Genomic DNA, 20,888 nt, shown 5'->3' on the forward strand with positions numbered 1-20,888 from the left:
ACGTCGAAACCGCTCGATTCCACGAGCCGAAGCCGATTTCACGAGCCGAAGGTGCTCAGCCGAGACTTCCGGCTCGCGGAAACGCGTCCGGCACGTCGAAACCGCTCGATTCCACGAGCCGAAGCCGATTTCACGAGCCGAAGGTGCTCAGCCGAGACTTCCGGCTCGCAGAAAGGCGCCCGGCACGTCGAAACCGCTCGAATCCGCGAGCCGAAGCCGATTCCACGAGCCGAAGGTGCTCAGCAGAGACCTCCGGCTCGCAGAAACGCGTCCGGCACGTCGAAACCGCTCGATTCCACGAGCCGAAGCCGATCTCACGAGCCGGAGGTGCTGAGCCGACACGTCCGGCTCGCGGAAACGAGTCGGGCACGTCGAAACCGCTCGAATCCGCGAGCCGAAGCCGATTCCACGAGCCGAAGGTGCTCAGCAGAGACCTCCGGCTCGCGGAAACGCCTCCGGCACGTCGAAACCGCTCGATTCCGCGAGCCGAAGCCGATTCCACGAGCCGGAGCCGGTTTCGCGAGCCGGAGGTGCTGAGCAGACACCTCCGGCTCGTGGAAACGAGTCGGGCAAGTCGGATCCGCTCGATCCCGCGAGCCGGAGTCGGTTCCACGAGCCGGAGATCCGCAGGTCGCGCGGCGGCGGCGCGGCGGCGGCGCGGCGGCGGCGCGGCGGCGGCGCGGCGGCCGCTCAGTCCTGGAGGGCCGGGACGGTCCGGGGGCGGACGACGAGCCAGAGCGCCACGATCGAGACGGCGGCGGTCGCCATCATGACGCCGGCCATCGGGACGGCGGACTCCGCGCCGAACACGCCGGAGATCGGCGAGAGGATGCCGGCGGTGCCGAAGTTGACCGCTCCGAGCAGCGACGCCGCGGTGCCCGCCTCGCGGCCGTGGTTCACCAGGCCGAGCACCTGCACGCAGGGGAAGCTGAACCCGCAGGAGGCGATGAAGAACCACAGCGGCACGAGGGTGCCCCAGATGCCGAAGCCGAGCACGTCGAAGAGCGCGATCAGTCCGGCGGTCACGAAGAGGGAGACGGTGGTGACGGCGAGGATCCACTGCGGGCCGACGCCGCGGCGGCTGAGGAACGAGGACGCCTGCACTCCCGAGACCACGCCGAGCGAGTTGACCGCGAAGAGCAGGCCGTACTGCTGCGCGTCCAGTCCGTAGAGGCCCTGGAAGAGGAAGGAGGAGCTGGAGAGGTAGGTGAACAGGCCGCCGAAGGTCATGCCGCCGATGATCGCGACGCCGACGAAGACCCGGTCGCTGAGGACCGCGCGGTAGCGCTGCACGAGCGAGCGGGAGTCGCGGTCGGCGCGCGCCACGCGGGGCCGCGTCTCCACGATCAGCAGAGCGACGGCGAGCATCACGAGCAGGCCGTAGGCGGCGAGGAAGACGAAGATGCCGCGCCAGTCCATCACCAGCAGCAGCTGCGAGCCGATGACCGGGGCGAGCACCGGCGCGAGACCGGAGACCAGCGCGAGGCGCGACAGCATCTTCACCAGCGGTCGCCCGCCGAAGAGGTCGCGGACCATCGCCATCGCGACGACACCGCCCGCGGCCGCGCCGGCGCCCATCAGGAAGCGGAAGACGCCGAGCGAGACGATCTCGGGCGCGAACGCCGCGCCGACGCAGGCGAGGACGTGCAGCGAGGTCGCGAGCAGGATCGGCAGCCGCCGGCCGACCACGTCGCTCCACGGACCGACGACCAGCTGCCCGAGCGCGAAGCCGAGCGTGGTGCCGGTGAGGGTCAGCTGCACCGCCGCCTCCGACACGTTCAGCTCGCTCTGCAGCGCGGGGAAGGCGGGGAGGTAGAGGTCGATCGTGAACGGGCCGAGTGCGGTGAGCGCGCCGAGCACGATGACGTAGACGAGGCGCTGACGGTTGGTCAGAGCGTCGCCGGCGTGCCGGTGCACGGGGATCGAGCCGGTGGGGGTCGGGGCGAGAGAGGTCACGGAGCCTTCCTGCGGAGCGCAGAGCGGAGGAGAAGAGGGAGCGCGGAAGGGCACCGCCTCTACCGCCAAGCAGCGGGAGACCGGATTCATTCCCCGACTATCGAATCAATTCGACCGGGTGCCGCGCAAGGGGTCGGGCCCGTCTCGCGGACCGGACTTCGCCTGCGGGACGCCCGCAGCGCCGGTCAGGCCGCGGGAAGTGCTCCGCCGGCCGGGTGCAGCGCGGCCGTCAGCGGATCGGCGAGCAGCCGCTCGAAGGCCAGCTCGGCCGCGCCGAGCATCAGCAGGTCGGCGCCGAGCTCGGTCCGGGCGATGCGCACGGAGTCGAGCGCCACCCGGAACGGACCGCCGCGGCCGAGGCGCTCCTCGAGGAAGCCCGGCGCGACGCCGACGAGCGCGCCGAGGAAGCCGCCCAGCACCACGAGCTGCGGGTTGAAGATGTTGACGACGTTGCGCAGCGCGACGGCGAGGTGGCCGAGCTGCCGCTCCACCTCGGCCCGCACGGCGGGGTCCCCGGACGCGGCGAGCGCCTCCTCGAGCCGCTCGCTGGAGTCGATGCCGAGCACCCGCAGCAGCTCCGCGCGGCCGACCTCGGTCTCGAGGCAGCCGACCGCTCCGCAGTGGCAGTCGACGCCCGCGCTGTTGACGAGGGTGTGGCCGATCTCGCCCGCGTAGCCGTCGATGCCGTGCAGCGGGGCGCCGCCGACGATCACGCCGGCGCCGACGCCGCTCGCGCCGCCGTTGAGGTAGACGAGGTGCGAGACCTCGCGGCCCGCGCCGAGGACGCTCTCGGCGAGCGCGCCGAGGTTGGCGTCGTTGGCCGAGAGCACCGGCAGCCCGGTCGCGTCGGCGAGCATCCGCGAGAACGGCTCGTCGGTCCAGCCGAGGTGCGGGCCGACCCGGACGAGGCCGTCGGCGTCGCGGACGAGACCGGGGACGGCCACGCCGATGCCGACCGTCCGCGCGTCGGCGGGGAGCTCGGCGACCAGCTCGGCGATCGCGTCGGCCGCCAGCCGTGCCGCGGCCTCGGCGCTCGGGACGGCGGCGGTGCGGCGGATGCGGCGGCGCACCTCGGCGTCCAGGCCGACGACCGCGACGGTGACGGCGTCGATCTCGGGGTTCACCGCGATCGCGACGACCCGCGGATCCGTCTCGACGATCGGGCTCGGCCGACCGACCTGGTTGAGGGTCTCGGGCTGCAGCTCGCGCACGAGGCCCAGCTCGACCAGCTCGCCGACGAGGGCGGCGATGGTGGAGCGGTTGAGCCCGGTGAGGCGCGTCAGCTGCGAGCGGGAGCGCGGGCCGCCGCGGTGCACGAGCCGCAGGAGCGCGGAGAGGTTGTGCCGGCGGACCCGGTCGAGGTTGTTGCCGCGCGTCGCGTTCTCGGCCATTCCGCGGTCTCCTCTGCTGTCCGGGGTCAGCCTATCCGCGCGTGGACGCGCGGTCCGCCGCACAACATCAGCTGAGAAGGGGGTCCCTCGCCCCACAGAGGAGGGACCCCTCTCTCAGCTGATGTTGCGCGCGGACCTCGCCGGTCAGGACCCCGCGCGGGTCCAGGTCCAGCTGCCGGCGGGCGCGTCGACGCTCACCTCGGCGCCCGAGCGGGTCACCGTGAACACGGTCTCCTCGCCGGAGTCGTGCGCCGGCACCCGCACGACCGTCTCGCCGTCCGCGCCGGGGAACACCCGCAGCTCGAGCCCGTCGACGTAGTCGTACTCGGCCGTGTCGCTGCGCGCACCGACCGGGATCACCGCTCCCTCGCGGACGTAGAGCGGCAGCGAGTCGAAGCCGTGCACCTCGCGGCGCCACTCCCCCGCCGAGTCGGTGCTCTCGCCGGTCCACCAGCTGGTCCAGCGCCCGCGCGGCAGGTAGAACTCGACCGAGCCGTCCGGCGTGAAGACCGGCGCGACCAGCAGGTCGTGGCCGAGCATGTACTGCGTGTCGAGGTGCGCCGCGTTGCGGTCGTCCTCGAACTCGAGCGTCATCGGCCGCATCACCGGGGTGCCGGTGCGCGCCGCCTCCGCCCCCGCCGCGTAGAGGTAGGGCATCAGCGAGAGCTTCAGCCGGGTGAAGAGCCGGGTGACGTCGACCGCCTCCTCGTCGAACGCCCACGGCACCCGCACCGAGGACGAGCCGTGCAGCCGCGAATGCGAGGAGAGCAGGCCGAAGGCGAGCCAGCGCTTGAAGACGCCCGGATCGGGCGTGCCCTCGAAGCCGCCGATGTCGTGCGCCCAGAAGCCGAAGCCGCCGAGGGCGAGCGAGAGCCCGCCGCGCAGGGTCTCCGCCATCGAGACGTAGGAGGAGGTGTTGTCGCCGCCCCAGTGCACGGGCAGCGCCTGCCCGCCGACGGTGGCGCTGCGGGCGAAGAGCGCCGCGCGACCCGCGCCGAGCTCCTCCTCCAGCACCTCGAACACCGCGCGGTTGTAGAGCTGGGTGTACCAGTTGTGCATGCCCTCGGGGCTGGAGCCGTCGGCCCACACCACGCCCTCGGACGGGATGCGCTCGCCGAAGTCCGTCTTGAACGAGTCGACGCCCTGGCGCACCAGGACGCGCAGCTTGTCCTGGAACCACCGCGTCGCCTCCGGGTTCGTGAAGTCGATCAGCGCCATGCCGGCGACCCACATGTCCCACTGCCAGACGTCGCCCGCGGTCGTCCGCAGCAGGTAGCCCTTCTCGCGGCCCTCCTCGAACAGCGCCGAGGCCTGCGCGATGTAGGGGTTGATCCAGACGCAGGTGTGCAGGCCGCGCTCGTGCAGGCGGGCGAGGATCCCCTCCGGGTCCGGGAAGGTGCGCGGGTCCCACTCGAGGTCCGTCCACTGGAACTCGCGCATCCAGAAGCAGTCGAAGTGGAAGGCCGACAGCGGCAGCTCGCGCTCGGCGAAGCCGTCGATGAAGGAGGAGACCGTCTCCTCGTCGTAGCTCGTGGTGAAGCTCGTGGTGAGCCAGAGGCCGTAGCTCCAGGCGGGCACGATCGCGGGTCGGCCGGCCAGCCCGGTGTAGCGGCGGAGCACGTCCTTCTTCGTCGGGCCCTGGATCACCAGGTACTCCAGCGCCTCGCCGCCGACGGAGAACTGCACGCGCTCGACGGTCTCGGAGCCGATCTCGAACGAGACGAGGCCCGGGTCGTTGACGAGGACGCCGTAGCCGCGGCTGGAGAGGTAGAAGGGGACGTTCTTGTAGGCCTGCTCCGAGGAGGTGCCGCCGTCGGCGTTCCAGACGTCGACGGTCTGGCCGTTCTTCACGAACGGGCCGAAGCGCTCGCCGAGGCCGTAGACCAGCTCGCCGACGCCGAGGTCGAGCTGCTCGTGCAGGTACGCCGCACCGTCGGGTCCGGTGAGGTATCCCTGGGCCTTGTGCCCGGAGCCGGTCAGCCGCGTGTTCGTCGCGGTGTCCCAGAACTCGAGCGACCACGGGGCGCCCTGCGCGACGCGGACCTCGAGGTCGCCGGTGCGCAGGACGCCGCCCGCCTCGGTGAGAATCGCCTCGCCGACCGCGTCGTCCACCAGGTCGAAGCCGCCGCGGGTCGCGGTGCCGCGCCAGTGCTCGATCCGCACCTTCGCGACGCCCTCCGCCGGGGACGAGACGGTGACGGTCAGCGTCGGCCGGTTGAGCACGTCGCCCCGGCCCTGGATCACCTTCGTCGGCGCGATCACCTCGAGCGAGGTGCCGTGGGAGCGGATGTCGTACGCCTCCTGCGCGAAGAGGGGCGTGAATCCGGCCCTCGTCTGCCAGAACCCGTCGGTGAACTTCATGGGGTGGTGCCTTTCTGATGGCGGGAGGACGGCCGGAGCCGTCGAGGAGATCGAAGCGCTTCGATCCGCCATGGAGTGCGCGGGCGGATCGGCGGCGCGGGCCCCGTCGGAGGGGGCCCGCGCCGCGGTGGCGGGCTGCCTACTTGACCGCGCCGGCGGTGATGCCGCGGGTCAGGGTGCGCTGGAAGATCAGGAAGAAGATCAGCGTCGGCAGCAGGCCCAGCAGGGCGCTCGCGCTGGTCGTCGTGACGTCCATGATCTTGTCGCCCTGCAGGCTGGAGATGGCGATCGGGACGGTCTGCGTCGCGTCGCTCACCAGGAACACCAGCGGGATGAGGAACTCGTTCCAGGTCCAGATGAAGAAGAAGATCATCAGCACCGAGAGGGTCGGCCGCGAGATCGGGACGATCACCCGGGTGAGCACCTGCCACTTCGAGGCGCCGTCGAGTGCCGCGGCCTCGAGGATCTCCTTCGGGAAGGTGCCGTAGACGCTCGAGAGCAGATAGGTGCCGAACGCCGACTGGATCACCGTGAAGATGATGATCACCGAGAGCTGGCTGTCGTAGATCCCGACCGCCTTGAACATGTAGTACAGCGGGTAGAGCAGGGCCTCCTGCGGCAGCATGTTCGCCAGCAGGAACAGGATGATGATCCAGCTGCGGCCGCGGACCCGGCCGATGCCGATCGCATAGGCGTTCAGCACCGAGAGGGCGACCGCGAGGATCGCGACCGATCCCGAGATCAGGATCGAGTTGCCGAGCTTCTCCGGGAAGTTCACCCGCTCCCAGAAGGTGGACAGGCCGTCGAAGGAGAGGCCGGTCGGGAAGGCGAGCGGACCGCCCGCCGAGTACTCGGCCGGGGTCTTGAACGAGTTGAGCAGGATCAGCAGCACCGGGCTGATGATGACGAGCCCGATCACGACCGCCACGACCAGGATCGCCCAGTCGCCGACGGTGCGCCGGGTGGCGCCCTTCGAGGCCTTGGGCGCCTTCTTCGGGGTGGTCAGATCGGTGTCGTCGGTGCCGGCCTGAGTGAACGGCAGGGCTTCGATGGCCGACATCAGCGGGCTCCTTCGCTGCGCTCGACGCGCTCCTGTGCGCGGATGAAGAGGACGGCCAGGATCACGATGACGATGGTCAGCGCGGTCGCGATGGTGGCGCCGTAGCCCACCTGCTGCTTCTGGAAGAACTCGGTATAGGAGTAGTAGCTCGGCACGATGGTCGAGTCGCCCGGACCACCGCGGGTCAGCGCGTAGATCGGCCCGAAGACCTTCAGTGCGGCGATCGTGCAGGTGAGGGTGACGACGAAGACCTCGGGGCGGATGATCGAGATCGTGATCCAGCGGAAGCGCTGGAACCAGTTCGCGCCGTCGAGCTCGGCGGCCTCGTAGAGCTCCGGGTCCACGCGCTGCAGAGCGGCCATGAAGATGACGACCGGGTAGCCGAGCTGGACCCAGATCATCACGACCATGATCGAGAGCATCGCGGTGTCGGGCTTGCCGAGCCAGTCGTGCGAGAGCGAGCCGAGGCCGACCGCCTCGAGGATCGAGTTGAGCGCGCCGTTGTCCGGGCGGAGGATCCAGCCGATCACGATGGCCGCGATGACCGTCGGGAGGATCTGCGGGAGGTAGTAGGTCGCGCGGAGGAAGGAGGCGATCCTGCCGCCGAACTTCTTGCCGACGAGATCGAAGAGGATCGCGGCGAGGAGGAGGCCGAGGATCGTCGGGACGATCACCATCGCGATGATCATGTAGACGGAGTTGAGGAAGGACGTCCAGAACTGGTCGTCGCCCATCAGCTCGATCCAGTTGTCGAGTCCGATGAAGATCGGGGGCTTGATCCCGCGCCACGAGGTGAAGCTGATGTAGACGTTCCAGATCAGCGGGATCAGCACGATGAACACGAAGAGCACGAAGCCCGGGATCAGGTAGAGCCAGTACCCGCCGGAGCGCTTCTCGCGGGGCGGCTTCTCGGCCGTGGGAGGCGGCGGGGCGCTCTCCGCGCGACGCGGAACGGTCGTCGTCATGGGGACTCCTTGGACGGTGGGGCTGCGTGTTGGGGGCCGCGAGATGCCACTTGTGCACGGCTTTCACGGCGTGTCGCATGCACAAGTGGCATCTCGCGGAGGGGGAAGTGCGGGGGCGGGTGGAGCTCGCTGGTCGAGTAGCCCCGGAGGGGCGTATCGAGACCCCGCGCGCTTACTTGATGTCGGCGACGCCGTCGTCGTACTTGGACTGGAGCTCGGTGAGCATTCCGCTGGGGTCGGTCGAGCCGTTGATGAGCTCCTGCGAGGCGGCGACGAGGTCGTCGTAGAAGGTCGCGGTGGGCCAGTCCGGGTAGAAGGAGAGCTGGTCCTGCTCGACGACCGTCTTCCACTGCGAGAGCAGCGCCTTGCTCTTCTCGTCCGTGATGGCCGACTCGTCGACCACCAGCGGGATGCCGCCGTTGTTGCCGATGAGGTTCTGGATCTCGGGGCGCATCGTGATGTCGATCCACTTGTAGGCGAGGTCCTTGTTCTTCGCCGTCTCCGGGATGACCCAGTGATTGCCGGCGGAGCCCATCGTGAACTCGGCGCCCGGGAAGAGGAAGGTGTCCCACTCGAAGCCGGTGATCTCGGTCTTGAAGCGGCCGAACCACCACGAGCCCGAGAAGAAGATCGGGTACTCGCCCGAGATGAAGGCGGTGCCCGCGTCCTCGGCCTTGAGGCCCGAGGCGTCGGCCGAGAAGTAGCCCTTGTCGACGTAGGTCTGCAGCTGGTCGGCCGCGTAGCTCCAGGCCGCGTCCTCGAAGTCGACCTCGCCCGTGTAGGTCTGGTAGTCGGTGATCCACTGGCGGTCGGCCTTCAGCAGCGCGAGCTGGTAGAAGAGCTGCTGCAGCGGGTACTCCGCGCCGGCCTCGGCCAGCGGGGTGATGCCCTTGGCGACGAAGGCGTCGAGCACGGCGGTGAACTCGTCGTAGGTCGTCGGGACCTCGAGGCCGTTCGCGGCGAAGACGTCCTTGTTGTAGTAGACGAAGGTGAACTCGCCGTAGTTGGGGATGCCGTACCAGGAGCCGGAGCCCATGATGCCCTGCTCGTCGTACTTGGCGGTGGTCTGCAGCGCACCCGGGATGAGCTTGTCCCAGCCGTAGAACTCGACCGCCTCGTCGAGGTTGGTGAGCAGGCCCTGGCTCGAGAGCAGTCCACTGGTCGCGTTGCCCTTGTTGTACTCGACGACGTCGGGCGCGGAGTTGGAGTTGAAGATCTGGCTGGCGCCGGTGCGCAGCTGCTCGAAGGCCTTGAACTCGTAGGCGATCTCGGCGCCCGTCTCCTTCGTGAAGATGTCGCGGGCCGCGAGCCAGGCGATGCCGCGGTCGCTGTCGGGGGTCTCGAAGTCCCACATGGTGAGGGTGCGGCCGGCGCCGTCGACGTCGGTGGCCAGGGCGTCGGAGCCGGCGTCGGAGCCGCCTCCGGAGCAGGCGGCGAGCGCGAACATCGCGCCGATGCCGACACCGCCGGCGATCAGGCCGCGGCGGCTGAGGGAGCCGACGGTGGCGGCGGAGGGGCGGTGGAAGGCGGTGCGGGGACGAAGCGACATAGCGGGAGTTCTCCTTCAAACGGTGCCGCGGGGCTGTGGACGTGGGGTGGTGCAGGAACGGTCGTGCGAGTCGAAGAGCGCTCTCTCAGGTGGCACGAGCCGTCGAAGCGTTTCGACGATCCGCGCGGGAGGAGCGGGAGGAAGCGGGAGCGGGGAGGGGTCAGGGCGCGGCCGGCACCGCGGCGCCGGTCGCAGCGAGCGCGACGGAGCCGCGGTCGACGTAGTGGGGCGGGAGGAGGTCGACGCCGGTGGTGCGACCGGAGTCGATCTGCTGGAGGGTCCGGGCGACGGCCGCGCGGCACATCGCGTCGAAGGGCAGGGGGATGCTGCTGACCGGCACGGGGAGCGACGCCCCGTCGTAGCTGGCGCAGGCGGCGAGGACCGAGAGGTCGCCCGGGATCGAGAGGCCGCGCTCGACGAGGCGCTCGATCGCCGCCTCCGCCACCGGCTCGTTGCAGTGCAGGACGAGGGCCGAGACGGGAGCGGTGAGCAGCGCATCGACTGCGGCGGCCGCGCTCGGGCGGCCGATGTGCGGCCGCTCGACACTGAGGGTCAGGCCGAGCGCCGCGCACTCCGCCTCGAACGCGTCGTCGAAACGGCGGACGAAGCCGGCGTTGCGGTCGGTGTACGACTGCGGGTGCTCGATCAGGCCGATCGAGCGGTGGCCCTGCTCGGCGAGCAGGCGGACGCTCCGGCGGGCCGCCTCGGCGAAGTCGAGGTCGACGCAGGCGAGGTCGTGCGCGTCGGCCGGCACGCCGATGAAGGTCGCCGGGACGCCGGCTGCGCGGATGAGGGCCGCGCGGTCGTCCTCGTCGTCGACGCCCATCAGCACGACGCCGTCGACGAGTGAGGAGGAGGAGACGCGGGCGATGCCGCTTGACGCCTCGTCCGTCACGAGGAGGAGGACGTCGTAGTCGGACTCGCGGGCCCGCTCGAGCACCTCGGTGACGAAGCGCATGTGGGTGGGCAGATGCAGCTCGCCGCGCATCGGCGCCGAGAGGGCGAGGATGTGGGTCCGCGCTCCGGCGAGCATGCGGGCGCCGGCGTGCGGCCGATAGCCGAGCTGCCGGACGGCCTCGTCGACCCGCTGGCGGGTGGAGGCGGCGATCGAGCGCTTGCCGGAGAGGGCGTAGGAGACGGTGCTGATCGAGACCCCGGCCACGCGGGCGACGTCGTGGATGCTCGCCATCGTTCCTCCTGCCGGACCTCGTCGTCGGTGCCCGGCCGCTCCGCCCTGCTCAGGGGAGCAGTGCTTCGAAACGCTTCGACCGGGTTGCTGCTGAGCACTGTACGCACAGTCGAAACGCTTCCGCAAGGAATTCGTCGGGCGTCGCGACATATCGACGCGAGGCGTCGCGTCGATCCACGGGCGCAGTGACGCAGGGCGTCGCGTCGATCGACGGCGCAGTGACGCGAGGCGTCGTGTCGATCCATGGGCACAGCGTCGCGAGGCGTCGCGTCGATCGACGAGCACGATGACACGACACGTCGCCACGAGCGTTGCGCCGCACGCCCCCGGTCGATATGTTGGGCGCAACAACAATTCGGCGACGTCGCCGGAAAGGATTCGGATCAATGTCCCTGACCCCCACCCGCGCCGACAAGTTCTCGTTCGGCCTCTGGACCATCGGCTACAACGGGACGGACCCGTTCGGCGGCCCGACCCGGAAGCCCCTCGACACCGTGCACGCGGTCGAGAAGCTGAGCGAGCTCGGCGCCTACGGCCTCACCTTCCACGACGACGACCTCTTCGCGTTCGGCTCGACCGACGCCGAGCGCCAGACCGAGATCGACCGCCTCAAGGGCGCGCTCGAGTCGACCGGCCTCGTCGTGCCGATGGTCACCACCAACCTCTTCAGCGCCCCGGTCTTCAAGGACGGCGGCTTCACCTCGAACGACCGCGACGTGCGCCGCTTCGCGCTGCGCAAGGTCCTCCGCAACATCGACCTCGCCGCCGAGCTCGGCGCGCAGACCTTCGTGATGTGGGGCGGCCGCGAGGGCGCCGAGTACGACTCCGCGAAGGACATCCGCGCGGCCCTCGAGCGCTACCGGGAGGCCGTCAACCTGCTCGGCGACTACGTCACCGACAAGGGCTACGACATCCGCTTCGCGATCGAGCCCAAGCCCAACGAGCCCCGCGGCGACATCCTGCTGCCGACGCTCGGCCACGCGATCGCCTTCATCGACTCCCTCGAGCGCCCCGAGCTCGTCGGCGTGAACCCCGAGGTCGGCCACGAGCAGATGGCGGGCCTGAACTTCACGGCCGGCATCGCCCAGGCGCTGTACCACGGCAAGCTCTTCCACATCGACCTCAACGGCCAGCGCGGCATCAAGTACGACCAGGACCTCGTCTTCGGTCACGGCGACCTGCACAACGCGTTCTCGCTCGTCGACCTCCTCGAGAACGGCGGCCCCGGCGGCGTCCCCGCCTACGACGGCCCGCGCCACTTCGACTACAAGCCCTCGCGCACCGAGGACGAGACCGGAGTCTGGGACTCGGCCGCGGCCAACATGCGCACCTACCTGCTGCTCAAGGAGCGCGCCACGGCCTTCCGCGCCGACCCCGAGGTGCAGGAGGCGCTCGCGGCGTCGAAGGTCGGCGAGCTGTCGACCCCGACGCTGAACGAGGGCGAGTCGTACGACGACCTGCTCGCGGACACCGCGTCCTACGAGTCGTTCGACACCGACGCGTACCTGGGCGGCAAGGGCTTCGGCTTCGTCCGCCTGCAGCAGCTCGCCACCGAGCACCTGCTCGGCGCGCGCAGCTGATCCACCCGGGTCGCCCCGTTCTCGGGGCTCCCTGAGACGGACGGGATCCCGTGCCTCGGCACGGGGTCTCGTCCGTTCTCGCATGCTCGGGCGACGGCGCCCCTCCCCCGCGGAGGCCGCGCCGGCGCCCGCCCCTTCCGCGGAGGCGACCCCTCCGCACCCCGACTTCATCGGAGGCCGCGCCTCCACCCGCCACAACGAACGGAGACGGCGATGACGCTCGTCGCAGGGATCGACTCGTCGACCCAGAGCTGCAAGGTGGTCGTCCGCGACCTCGACACCGGAGCGGTGGTCCGCACGGGACGCGCCTCGCACCCCGACGGCACCGAGGTCGACCCGGCCGCGTGGTGGGAGGCGCTGCAGATCGCGCTTGCGGACGCGGGCGGACTCGACGACGTCGCCGCGATCTCGGTCGGCGGTCAGCAGCACGGCATGGTCGTGCTCGACGCCGACGGGCGGGTCGTCCGGCCCGCGCTGCTCTGGAACGACACCCGCAGCGCCGGCGCGGCCCGCGATCTGATCGAGGAGCTCGGCGCCGAGGCGTGGGCGCAGCGCACCGGCAGCGTGCCGGTCGCCTCCTTCACCGCCACCAAGCTGCGCTGGCTGCGCGACGCCGAGCCGGAGAACGCGGCACGCGTCGCCGCCGTGGCGCTCCCGCACGACTGGCTGACCTGGCGCCTGCTCGGCTACGGCCCCGACTCGGCGCGCGGCCCGCAGCTCGACGCGCTGACGACCGACCGCTCGGACGCCTCGGGCACCTCCTACTGGGGCGCCGACGGCTACGACCTCGACCTCCTCGAGCGCGCACTCGGCCACCGGCCGCTCCTCCCCCGCGTGCTCGGCCCGTCGGAGCAGGCCGGCACGACCGAGAGCGGCCTCGTCGTCGGCCCGGGTGCGGGCGACAACGCCGGCGCGGCGCTCGGCCTCGGCGCGGGCCCCGGCGACGTCGTCGTGAGCATCGGCACCAGCGGCACCGTCTTCGCGGTGACCGACGACCCGGTGCGCGACCCCTCCGGCACGGTGGCGGGCTTCGCGGACGCGAGCGGGCGGTTCCTCCCGCTGGTCGCGACGCTGAACGCGGCGCGGGTGCTGGCCTCGACGGCCGGGCTGCTCGGCAGCGACTTCGACGCCTTCTCGGCGCTCGCGCTCGAGGCGGAGCCGGGCTCCGGCGGTCTCGTGCTCGTCCCCTACTTCGAGGGCGAGCGGACGCCGAACCTGCCCGATGCGACGGCGAGCCTGCACGGGATGACGATCGCGTCGACGACGCGGCCGAACCTGGCGCGCGCCGCGATCGAGGGCATGCTCTGCGGTCTGGCCGACGGCCTCGACGCCGTGCGGGCGCAGGGCGTCGAGGCGAAGCGCATCCTGCTGATCGGCGGAGCGGCGCAGAACAGCGCCGTGCAGCTCGCGGCCTCGCAGGTCTTCGACGTGCCCGTGGTCGTGCCGACGCCGGGCGAGTACGTCGCCGACGGCGCGGCGGTGCAGGCCGCCTGGGCGCTGACCGGGGAGCGTCCGACGTGGGAGGTCACCTCCCTCGCCGAGCCGGCGCCGGACCACCGCCCGGTCATCCGCGAGCAGTACGCGGCGGCGCGCGCCTGATCCGCCTGCAGAACATCAGCTGAGAGCACGTCTCATCGCCCATGGGCGATGACGGCGGCTCTCAGCGCATGTTCCGGCGGAGGTGGGTCTCGATACGCGCTGCGCGCTGCTCGACCAGCATGACGAGAGCGCCGCCCACCGGGCGCCCGCCGCTCCCCATGCCGATCGAGTAGGCCGCGCAGCGGCCGTATCGAGATCCCCCCTCAGCCCGTCAGACCGTCGACGTACTCGCGGTTCTCCGTCATCCACTGCTCGAGCGCCGCGTCCTGGTCGTCCGCACCCTCGTTGAAGAGGGCGTTCTCGAGCGAGTACAGCGTGTCCGAGTCCATCCTGAAGTCGCGCATCCAGGTGCTCAGCGTCGGGAAGTCGCCGTCGAAGGCCGCCGAGCCGAACGCGTGGATCCCCTCGGCCTCGCCGAGCAGCCCCTTCGGGTCCTCGAGGTCCTTCACCGGGAACGCGTCGTAGGCCCAGTGCGGGCGCCACAGCGTCACGGCGATGTTCTCGCCGGCCGCCGTCGCACTCGAGAGCTCCTGCAGCATCGCCGGCGTCGACGAGGTGAGGTACTCCATCCCCTCCAGGCCGTAGCCGGGGATGACCGCGTCCGTCGTGATCCCGTTCAGCCCCGAGCCGGGCTCGATGCCGACGAGGCGGTTCCCGACGACCTCGGGGTTCGCCGCGAGCTCCTCGAGGGTGTCGATCGGCGCGTCCTCGTTCACCGCGATGGTGAGCTTCGCGTCGTCGTTCCACGCGCCGAGGTCGACGATGCGATCGCCGTACTCCTCGAGGTAGTCCGCGTGTGTGATCGGCAGCCAGGTGTCCATCGCGAGGTCGTAGTCCCCGCTGGCGAGGCCCGAGAAGCCGGGCGCCACGTCGATGCTCTGCTGCGTCACGTCGTAGCCCTCCTCCTCCAGCACGGCGCTCCAGAGCCGGGAGACGGCGATGCCCTCGTCCCAGCCCTGGAAGACGGCGAGGGTGACGTCGGTGCGGTCCCCGTTGGCGACGGGCCCGGAGGACGCCGGGCCGGCGACCGCGGAGGCGCCGAGCGAGGCGACGACGCCGACCGACACCGCGGCGACGGCCGTGCGGGTCGCGACGACGGCCTTGCGGCTGCTCGCCCGGGCGACGCGGGCCGGCGACGGCGCACCGAGGGCGCTCGTCATCCGGTCGAGGATGATCGCCAGGATCACCACCGCGATGCCGGCCTCGAAGCCCAGCGCCACGTCGATCCGGCCGATGCTCGCCACGACGTCGCCGCCGAGGCCGCCCGCGCCGACCATGCCCGCGATGACGACCATCGAGAGCGAGAGCATGATGACCTGGTTGAGCCCGGCCAGGATCGACGGCAGCGCCAGCGGCAGCTGGATCTGCCGGAGGATGCGCCACTTCGACGAGCCGAACGACTCGCCCGCCTCGACGAGCTCGGAGTCCACGCCGCGGACGCCCAGCTCGGTCAGCCGGACGCCGGGCGCCATCGCGAAGACGATCGTCGCGACGATGCCGGGGACGACGCCGACGCGGAAGAGGATCAGCGCCGGGATCAGGTACACGAACGCCGGCATGGTCTGCATGAAGTCGAGGATCGGGCGCAGGATCGCCGAGGCGGTCCGGTTGCGCGCCGCGAGGATCCCGAGCGGCACGCTCAGCGCGATCGCGACCGCGGAGGCGACCAGCACCAGTGCGAGCGAGTCCATCGCGTTGTCCCACTGGTCCACGCTCGCGATCAGCAGGAGACCGACCGCGGAGCCGAGTCCGAAGACCCAGCCGCGGGCGGCGTAGGCGAGCACCGCGATCAGCGCGATGACGACCCAGAACGGCGGCGTCGCCAGCACGAAGTCGACGCCGGTGTAGGCCGCGCCGAAGACCGTGCGGAGCAGGTCGAAGACCGGCTGGAAGGTGCGCGTCAGCGTGTCGACGAACGACTCGATGGCGGCGCCGAGCGGCAGGCGGAGGTCCGGGTTCATCGCACGCCCCCCTCGCTCGCGAGCACGGCGTCGTCGACGGGACCGCCGGTCGCGTGCAGCGTGGCGGTGACCATCTCGGTCGGGAGCGTCGCGGGCGGCTCGACGAGCGGCAGCTCACCGGTCTGCGGGCCGAGGTTCCCGAGCGCCGCGAGGAGCGTCACCCGGGGGATCGCTCCGAGCAGGCGGCCGTCCTCGTCCACGACCGCCACCGGCAGGGCCGACTCGACGGCCGGCTCGATGATCTCGCTGAGCGCGGTGTCGGGGCCCACGCTGACGACGGCGGAGGTGACGACGAGCGACAGGTCGGTGGTGCCCGCGCGCACCTGCTCGATCACGTCGCGGTCGCGGACGGTGCCGAGCAGGCGCCGTCCGGTGCCGACCACGAAGGCCGCGGCGGTCTGCTGGTCGCGCATCGTGCGCAGCGCGGCCCGCGGGCCGGCGGTGAGCGTCACGAGGGAGCGGACCGGCTCCATCACCGCGGAGGCCGTGAGCACCCGGGCGCGGTCCACGTCCTGCACGAACTGGGCCACGTAGTCGTTCGCCGGGTCGGTGAGGATCTCCTCCGGCGTGCCGATCTGGACGATGCGGCCGTCGCGCATCACGGCGATCCGGTCGCCGAGCAGCATCGCCTCGTTGAGGTCGTGCGTGATGAAGACGATGGTCTTGCCCAGCTCCTGCTGCAGCTCGATCAGCTGCTCCTGCATCTCGCGGCGGATCAGCGGGTCCAGCGCCGAGAACGCCTCGTCCATCAGCACGATGTCGGTGTCGGCGGCGAGCGCGCGGGCGAGTCCGACCCGCTGGCGCATGCCTCCGGAGAGCTCGTCGGGCATCTTCTCGTGCCAGCCGGCCAGGCCCGCCCGCTCGACCGCGAGCAGGGCGCGCTCGCGGCGCTCGGCCGCCGGCACCCCCTGGATCTCGAGCGGGTAGGCCACGTTGTCGAGCACCGTGCGGTGCGGCAGCAGCGCGAAGTGCTGGAAGACCATCGAGACCGAGGATCGGCGGATGCGGCGCAGCTCCTTCTCGGGCACGCCGGTGATCGTCGTGCCGTCGATGAGCACCTCCCCCGCGGTCGGCTCCTGCAGGCCGTTGAGCATGCGGATCAGCGTCGACTTGCCGGAGCCGGACAGCCCCATCACGACGAAGATCTCGCCGCGGCGCACCTCGAAGGAGGAGTCGATCACCGCCGCGGTGCCCTGGCCCGCGAGGTCGGCGCGATCGGCGCCCTGGCGCAGCCGCCGCACGACCTCCTCGGGTCGGCGGCCGAAGACCTTGAAGAGGTTCCTCGCTTCGAGGGCCGGGCCCTCCCGCTCGAGGGTGGCGGTGGCGGCTCCGTTCCCGGGCTCGCTGATGTCCTGCTGGTTCTGCTGCACGTGCACTCCGTCGGCGCGCAGGGACGCATCCCTGCACTCTCATCTCGTGGTGCCGGGTCGGGTGCGGGGGACGCCGTCTCTCCAGCCTCCGCGAACGCCCCACCGCGGGAGGGCGGAGGGGGCGAGGAGGCGATTCCGGTTCGTCCGGGAGGCGACCACGGGGCCGCCTCGCGCACCCGTTGACCGTACGCTCGCGGCACGCCGGGGAGGACGCCGCACGAGCGCGGACCGATTCATCGGGGTCTCGAGGACCGCCGTCCACGGTAGCCGCGGGGTCGGATCCGGCCAAACGACGAGGACCGGGATCGGGGGTCCTGCGGCGATGCAGAGCCGAGCTATCGTTCGCGTTCGAGCCGGTCAGAGAACATTTCCGAAACGTTGCCCGATCGTTACCCGCGGGCAACCAGACGAGTCGGGGTCGAGCGGCCGCCCACGCCATGCCGATCGAGCGGCCCGCGCGCACCATGCCGACCGAGCGGCCCGCGCGCACCATGCTGATCGAGTAGCCCGCGAAGCGGGCGTATCGAGATCCACCCATCTGCAGACGCCGGGTCTCGATACGCCGTCCTCCGGCCGGCTACTCGACCAGCATGAGCGGCGAGCGCCCGTCCCTGCCGGGCCAGCAACCCGCGCGGCAGGCCCCCCTCATGCCGATCGAGCAGCCCGCGCAGTGGGCATATTTCATGCTGATCGAGTAGCCCGCGCAGCGGGCATATCGAGATCCACCCGCCTGCAGACGCCGGGTCTCGATACGCCGTCCTCCGGACGGCTACTCGACCAGCATGGGCGGCGCGGAGCCTCAGTCCGTCGTCTCGCCCGCCGGGCCCGACGGCGCCGCGGCGCCCACGCCGCTGACCGGCTCGCCCTCCCACGAGACGAGCGACCACTCCGAGCCGGAGCCCTCGAGGATCACGACGCCGGTGTTGTCGAGGAGGTGGTCGGCGATGAAGTGCGCGTCGAGGTCGAGCGAGCGCAGCCCCGCCCAGCAGCGGATGGCCGCGCCGTGGCTGACCAGCGCGACGACGTCGTGGCCGGTCGCCTCCGCCTCCGCCACCACCGCGTCGTAGCGCGCGGCGAACTCGTCGCCCGTCTCGCCGCCGGCCAGCTGCACCGACGTCTCGCCGCCCGCCCAGCGGAAGACCGTGCCCATGTACTCCTCCACCGCGGCCTCGTCGCCGCGCATCTCGAGGCCGGCCGCCGCGATCTCGCGGATCCCCGCGCGCTCCGTCGGCTCGAGCCCGAGGGCCGCGGCGAGCGGCGCGGCCGTCTCGTGGGTGCGGCGCATGGTCGAGACGAAGAGGGCGCCGATCGGCTCGTCGGCCAGCGTCGTCGGCAGCGCAGCGGCCTGACGGCGGCCGAGCTCGGTGAGGCCGGGGCCGGGGATGCGGGTGTCGAGGATGCCGTCGACGTTGGAGGGGGTCTGGCCGTGGCGGATCAGGAGGAGGCGCATCCGCCCACGCTACCGGCGGCCGCCGACACGGCTGCTGGACGCGCCACCGCCGGGTCGGCGCCCCGATCCGTGCAGGGCCGACCGCTGCATTGCCGCGGACGCCGCCGACTGCCACGATGAGCCCCGGCGGACCACCGCGGCCCGCGAGAAGGAGCCAGCGATGCCCACCGACGACGGTCTCTCGAAGGAGGAGCGCGCCGCCGTGAAGCAGCGCGCCGCAGAGCTCCGGGCGGAGGCGAAGCGGCAGAAGAGCGCCGACAAGGCGACCGCCGAGAAGGCCGACGCGGAGGCGGCGATCGCGGCGATGACGGACGTCGAGCGTCCGATCGCGCAGATGCTGCACGAGGTCGTCGCCGCGGAGGCGCCCGATCTGCTGCCGAAGACCTGGTACGGCTTCCCGGCGTACGCGCGCGCCGACGGCAAGGCGATCGTCTTCTTCCAGCCCGGCGCGAAGTTCGGCACCCGCTACTCGACCCTCGGCTTCCAGGACGGCGCCCAGCTCGACGACGGCACGATCTGGCCGACCGCCTACGCGCTCACCGCGGCCGACGACGCGACCCGCGCGACCGTCGCCGAGCTCGTGCGCCGCGCGGCGGGCGCGGGGCCGCGCTGACGGAGCGCCGCGCGCCGTCCTGCTGATCGAGCAGCGCGCGCGATCATGCTGATCGAGTAGCCCGCACAGCGGGCGTATCGAGATCCACCCGCCTGCACACGCCGGGTCTCGATACGCCGCCCTGCGGCCGGCTACTCGACCAGCATGCAGTGCGCCGCCCCGGGGCCGGCTGCTCGACCAGCATGCAGTGGGCCGTCCTGCGGTCGGCTGCTCGACCAGCATGCGGGGGCGCAGCCCTGCGGTCGGCTGCTCGGCCTGCAGGGGCGCGCGCTCAGCGCAGGAGCACCGGACCCGCGTCGATCGCGATGCGGAAGAGCGAGTACGGGTAGGTCCTCAGGTCCGTCCCGCCCTGGTAGTCGGCCTGCCGGTGCAGCTGGTTGGCCGTGACGTAGAGGTGCCCGTCCGTCGCGATCGACATCGTGTCCGGCCAGAGCAGCCGCTCGTCGTGCACGAGCGTCTCCATCGTCCCGTCGGTGCGGCGGCGCACGATCGCGTTGTTCTCGTAGTTCGTCGCGTAGAACCGGCCGCGGTCGTCGGTCTCCAGGCCGTCCGCTCCCCCGCCCTTGTCGCCCTCGTCGACGACCGTCGCGGCGACGTCCTCGTCCGAGACGCCGCGGTCGACCAGCGCCTCGGTCGCCACGCTGTACCAGCGCCGCGAGACGAGCGGGCAGTACCAGAGCCGCTCGCCGTCGGCCGAGATCGCGATCCCGTCGGAACCCATGGTGACGGGCTCCGGCTCGCCGTCGGCCGGCCGCTTCATCAGCACGCGGCCCTCCGCCATCGGCACCAGCTCCGGAGGCGTCAGCGCCTTCGTGCTCGGGTGGTCGTGCAGCCGCCGCCACGCGTCGCCGGACTCGAGGTCGACGACGATCAGGCCGTTGGGCCCGGAGTCGGCGGAGTCGGTGATGTAGGCGACCCCCCGCCGCAGATCGAAGCGGATGTCGTTGAGGTAGGTCGTCGGCAGCGCGACGTCCGGCTCGAGGACGATCACCTTCTCCACCGTGTCCGTGGCCAGGTCGACGCAGACGAGCTTCGGCCCGCCGCGCTTCGTCGGCTGGAACAACGGACTGCCCGTGTCCAGGATCCACAGCCGGTCGGCCGGATCGACCACGATGCTCTGCACCGACACCAGCGCCTGCGCGTCGTCGTCGCCGTCCGGCGAGTTCCAGGCCTCGTCCGGGAACGGCACCGCGACTCCGTCCCGCAGCTCGACCACCGTCGCGGGGACCTCGTCGCCCCACTTCGGGAAGTTCACGAAGATCCGGCCGGTGTGCGAGACGCTCACCCCCGTCGGCATCGGCCCGTCGGCGAACTCGTGCACGACCTCGAGCGAGCCCAGCGGCTCGTCGACCGGGCGCGGCCTGCCGTGCGAATCGTCGTCGTTCGGTCCCCAGAAGCCCATCGGTCGTCCTCTCGTCGGTGCCGCACGGCGCGGCCGTGCTGATGCTGCGAACCGCGACTCCGGTCGTGCCGCGGTCCGGCCGGGGCGCGCGATCGCGTCCCGCCGCCTCATCGTCCGCCCGCCGCCACCGCGCCCGGGAGGTACTGGCCAACCCTCCGGCGAGCGCCTACCATCCCCTCCCCCTGATCCATCCGATCCACCCGCGCCCCTCCGGGCGCCACCCTCCCGCCCACCTCCGGCACGCGGAATCACCTCCGGCACGCGAGAATCCCACCGTTCCACGAGCCCGACTCCGTTCCACGAGCCGGACGTCCGACCTCCTCACCTCCGGCACGCGAAAACAACTCCGGCACGCGAGAACCCGGCCGTTCCACGAGCCCGACTCCGTTCCACGAGCCGGACGTCCGACCTCCTCACCTCCGGCACGCGAAAACAACTCCGG

General features: G+C 71.5%; 14 protein-coding genes. 3 read left to right on the top strand and 11 right to left on the bottom strand.

Annotated elements, in window-relative coordinates; all coding sequences use genetic code 11:
- Positions 1-690: 690 nt before the first annotated feature.
- The 7 genes from HQQ82_RS17125 to HQQ82_RS17155 form a co-directional block, all read right to left on the bottom strand.
- Entirely contained in the window at positions 691-2,046 is a 1,356-nt protein-coding gene (locus tag HQQ82_RS17125; RefSeq protein WP_173235251.1) for a multidrug effflux MFS transporter, read from the bottom strand.
- A 95-nt stretch (positions 2,047-2,141) separates the two neighbouring features.
- On the bottom strand, positions 2,142-3,347 hold the full coding sequence (locus HQQ82_RS17130) for an ROK family transcriptional regulator (RefSeq protein WP_173235252.1): 1,206 nt from the start codon (positions 3,345-3,347) through the stop codon (positions 2,142-2,144).
- A gap of 144 nt (positions 3,348-3,491) precedes the next feature.
- Positions 3,492-5,708 (bottom strand): alpha-xylosidase, encoded by a 2,217-nt coding sequence (gene yicI, locus HQQ82_RS17135; protein WP_173235253.1) that lies wholly within the window; start codon positions 5,706-5,708, stop codon positions 3,492-3,494.
- A gap of 139 nt (positions 5,709-5,847) precedes the next feature.
- A complete protein-coding gene (locus tag HQQ82_RS17140) occupies positions 5,848-6,768 on the bottom strand; it encodes a carbohydrate ABC transporter permease (RefSeq protein WP_173235254.1) in 921 nt (306 codons plus the stop codon).
- The gene (locus HQQ82_RS17145; RefSeq protein ID WP_173235255.1) at positions 6,768-7,733 is read right to left on the bottom strand and encodes a carbohydrate ABC transporter permease; all 966 of its coding nucleotides are present in this window, start codon (positions 7,731-7,733) and stop codon (positions 6,768-6,770) included. Before HQQ82_RS17145 ends, HQQ82_RS17140 begins: the two co-directional genes overlap by 1 nt.
- A gap of 172 nt (positions 7,734-7,905) precedes the next feature.
- Positions 7,906-9,282 (bottom strand): ABC transporter substrate-binding protein, encoded by a 1,377-nt coding sequence (locus tag HQQ82_RS17150; protein WP_254071574.1) that lies wholly within the window; start codon positions 9,280-9,282, stop codon positions 7,906-7,908.
- 160 nt (positions 9,283-9,442) lie between these two features.
- Positions 9,443-10,471, bottom strand: coding sequence for a LacI family DNA-binding transcriptional regulator (locus tag HQQ82_RS17155; RefSeq protein WP_173235256.1), 1,029 nt, complete (start codon positions 10,469-10,471; stop codon positions 9,443-9,445).
- Between the two features lie 386 nt (positions 10,472-10,857).
- Between HQQ82_RS17155 and xylA the strand changes: the two genes are divergently transcribed.
- Entirely contained in the window at positions 10,858-12,051 is a 1,194-nt protein-coding gene (xylA, locus tag HQQ82_RS17160; protein WP_173235257.1) for a xylose isomerase, read from the top strand.
- Between the two features lie 213 nt (positions 12,052-12,264).
- Positions 12,265-13,650, top strand: coding sequence for a xylulokinase (gene xylB / locus HQQ82_RS17165; RefSeq protein WP_173235258.1), 1,386 nt, complete (start codon positions 12,265-12,267; stop codon positions 13,648-13,650).
- Between the two features lie 203 nt (positions 13,651-13,853).
- Here xylB and HQQ82_RS20680 read toward each other — a convergent pair whose 3' ends face one another.
- The 3 genes from HQQ82_RS20680 to HQQ82_RS17180 form a co-directional block, all read right to left on the bottom strand.
- On the bottom strand, positions 13,854-15,611 hold the full coding sequence (locus HQQ82_RS20680; protein ID WP_173235259.1) for an ABC transporter permease/substrate binding protein: 1,758 nt from the start codon (positions 15,609-15,611) through the stop codon (positions 13,854-13,856).
- Entirely contained in the window at positions 15,608-16,960 is a 1,353-nt protein-coding gene (locus HQQ82_RS17175; RefSeq protein ID WP_367947992.1) for a glycine betaine/L-proline ABC transporter ATP-binding protein, read from the bottom strand. Before HQQ82_RS17175 ends, HQQ82_RS20680 begins: the two co-directional genes overlap by 4 nt.
- Positions 16,961-17,780: 820 nt before the next feature.
- A complete protein-coding gene (locus HQQ82_RS17180; protein ID WP_173235260.1) occupies positions 17,781-18,431 on the bottom strand; it encodes a histidine phosphatase family protein in 651 nt (216 codons plus the stop codon).
- 160 nt (positions 18,432-18,591) lie between these two features.
- Between HQQ82_RS17180 and HQQ82_RS17185 the strand changes: the two genes are divergently transcribed.
- The gene (locus HQQ82_RS17185; RefSeq protein ID WP_173235261.1) at positions 18,592-19,044 is read left to right on the top strand and encodes a hypothetical protein; all 453 of its coding nucleotides are present in this window, start codon (positions 18,592-18,594) and stop codon (positions 19,042-19,044) included.
- A gap of 271 nt (positions 19,045-19,315) precedes the next feature.
- Here the strand turns inward: HQQ82_RS17185 and HQQ82_RS17190 are convergent, their stop codons facing one another.
- Positions 19,316-20,446, bottom strand: coding sequence for an L-dopachrome tautomerase-related protein (locus HQQ82_RS17190; protein WP_173235262.1), 1,131 nt, complete (start codon positions 20,444-20,446; stop codon positions 19,316-19,318).
- Between the last annotated feature and the right edge of the window lie 442 nt (positions 20,447-20,888).

This window comes from Rathayibacter sp. VKM Ac-2856, assembly GCF_013205055.1.
Taxonomy (GTDB): Bacteria; Actinomycetota; Actinomycetes; order Actinomycetales; family Microbacteriaceae; genus Rathayibacter.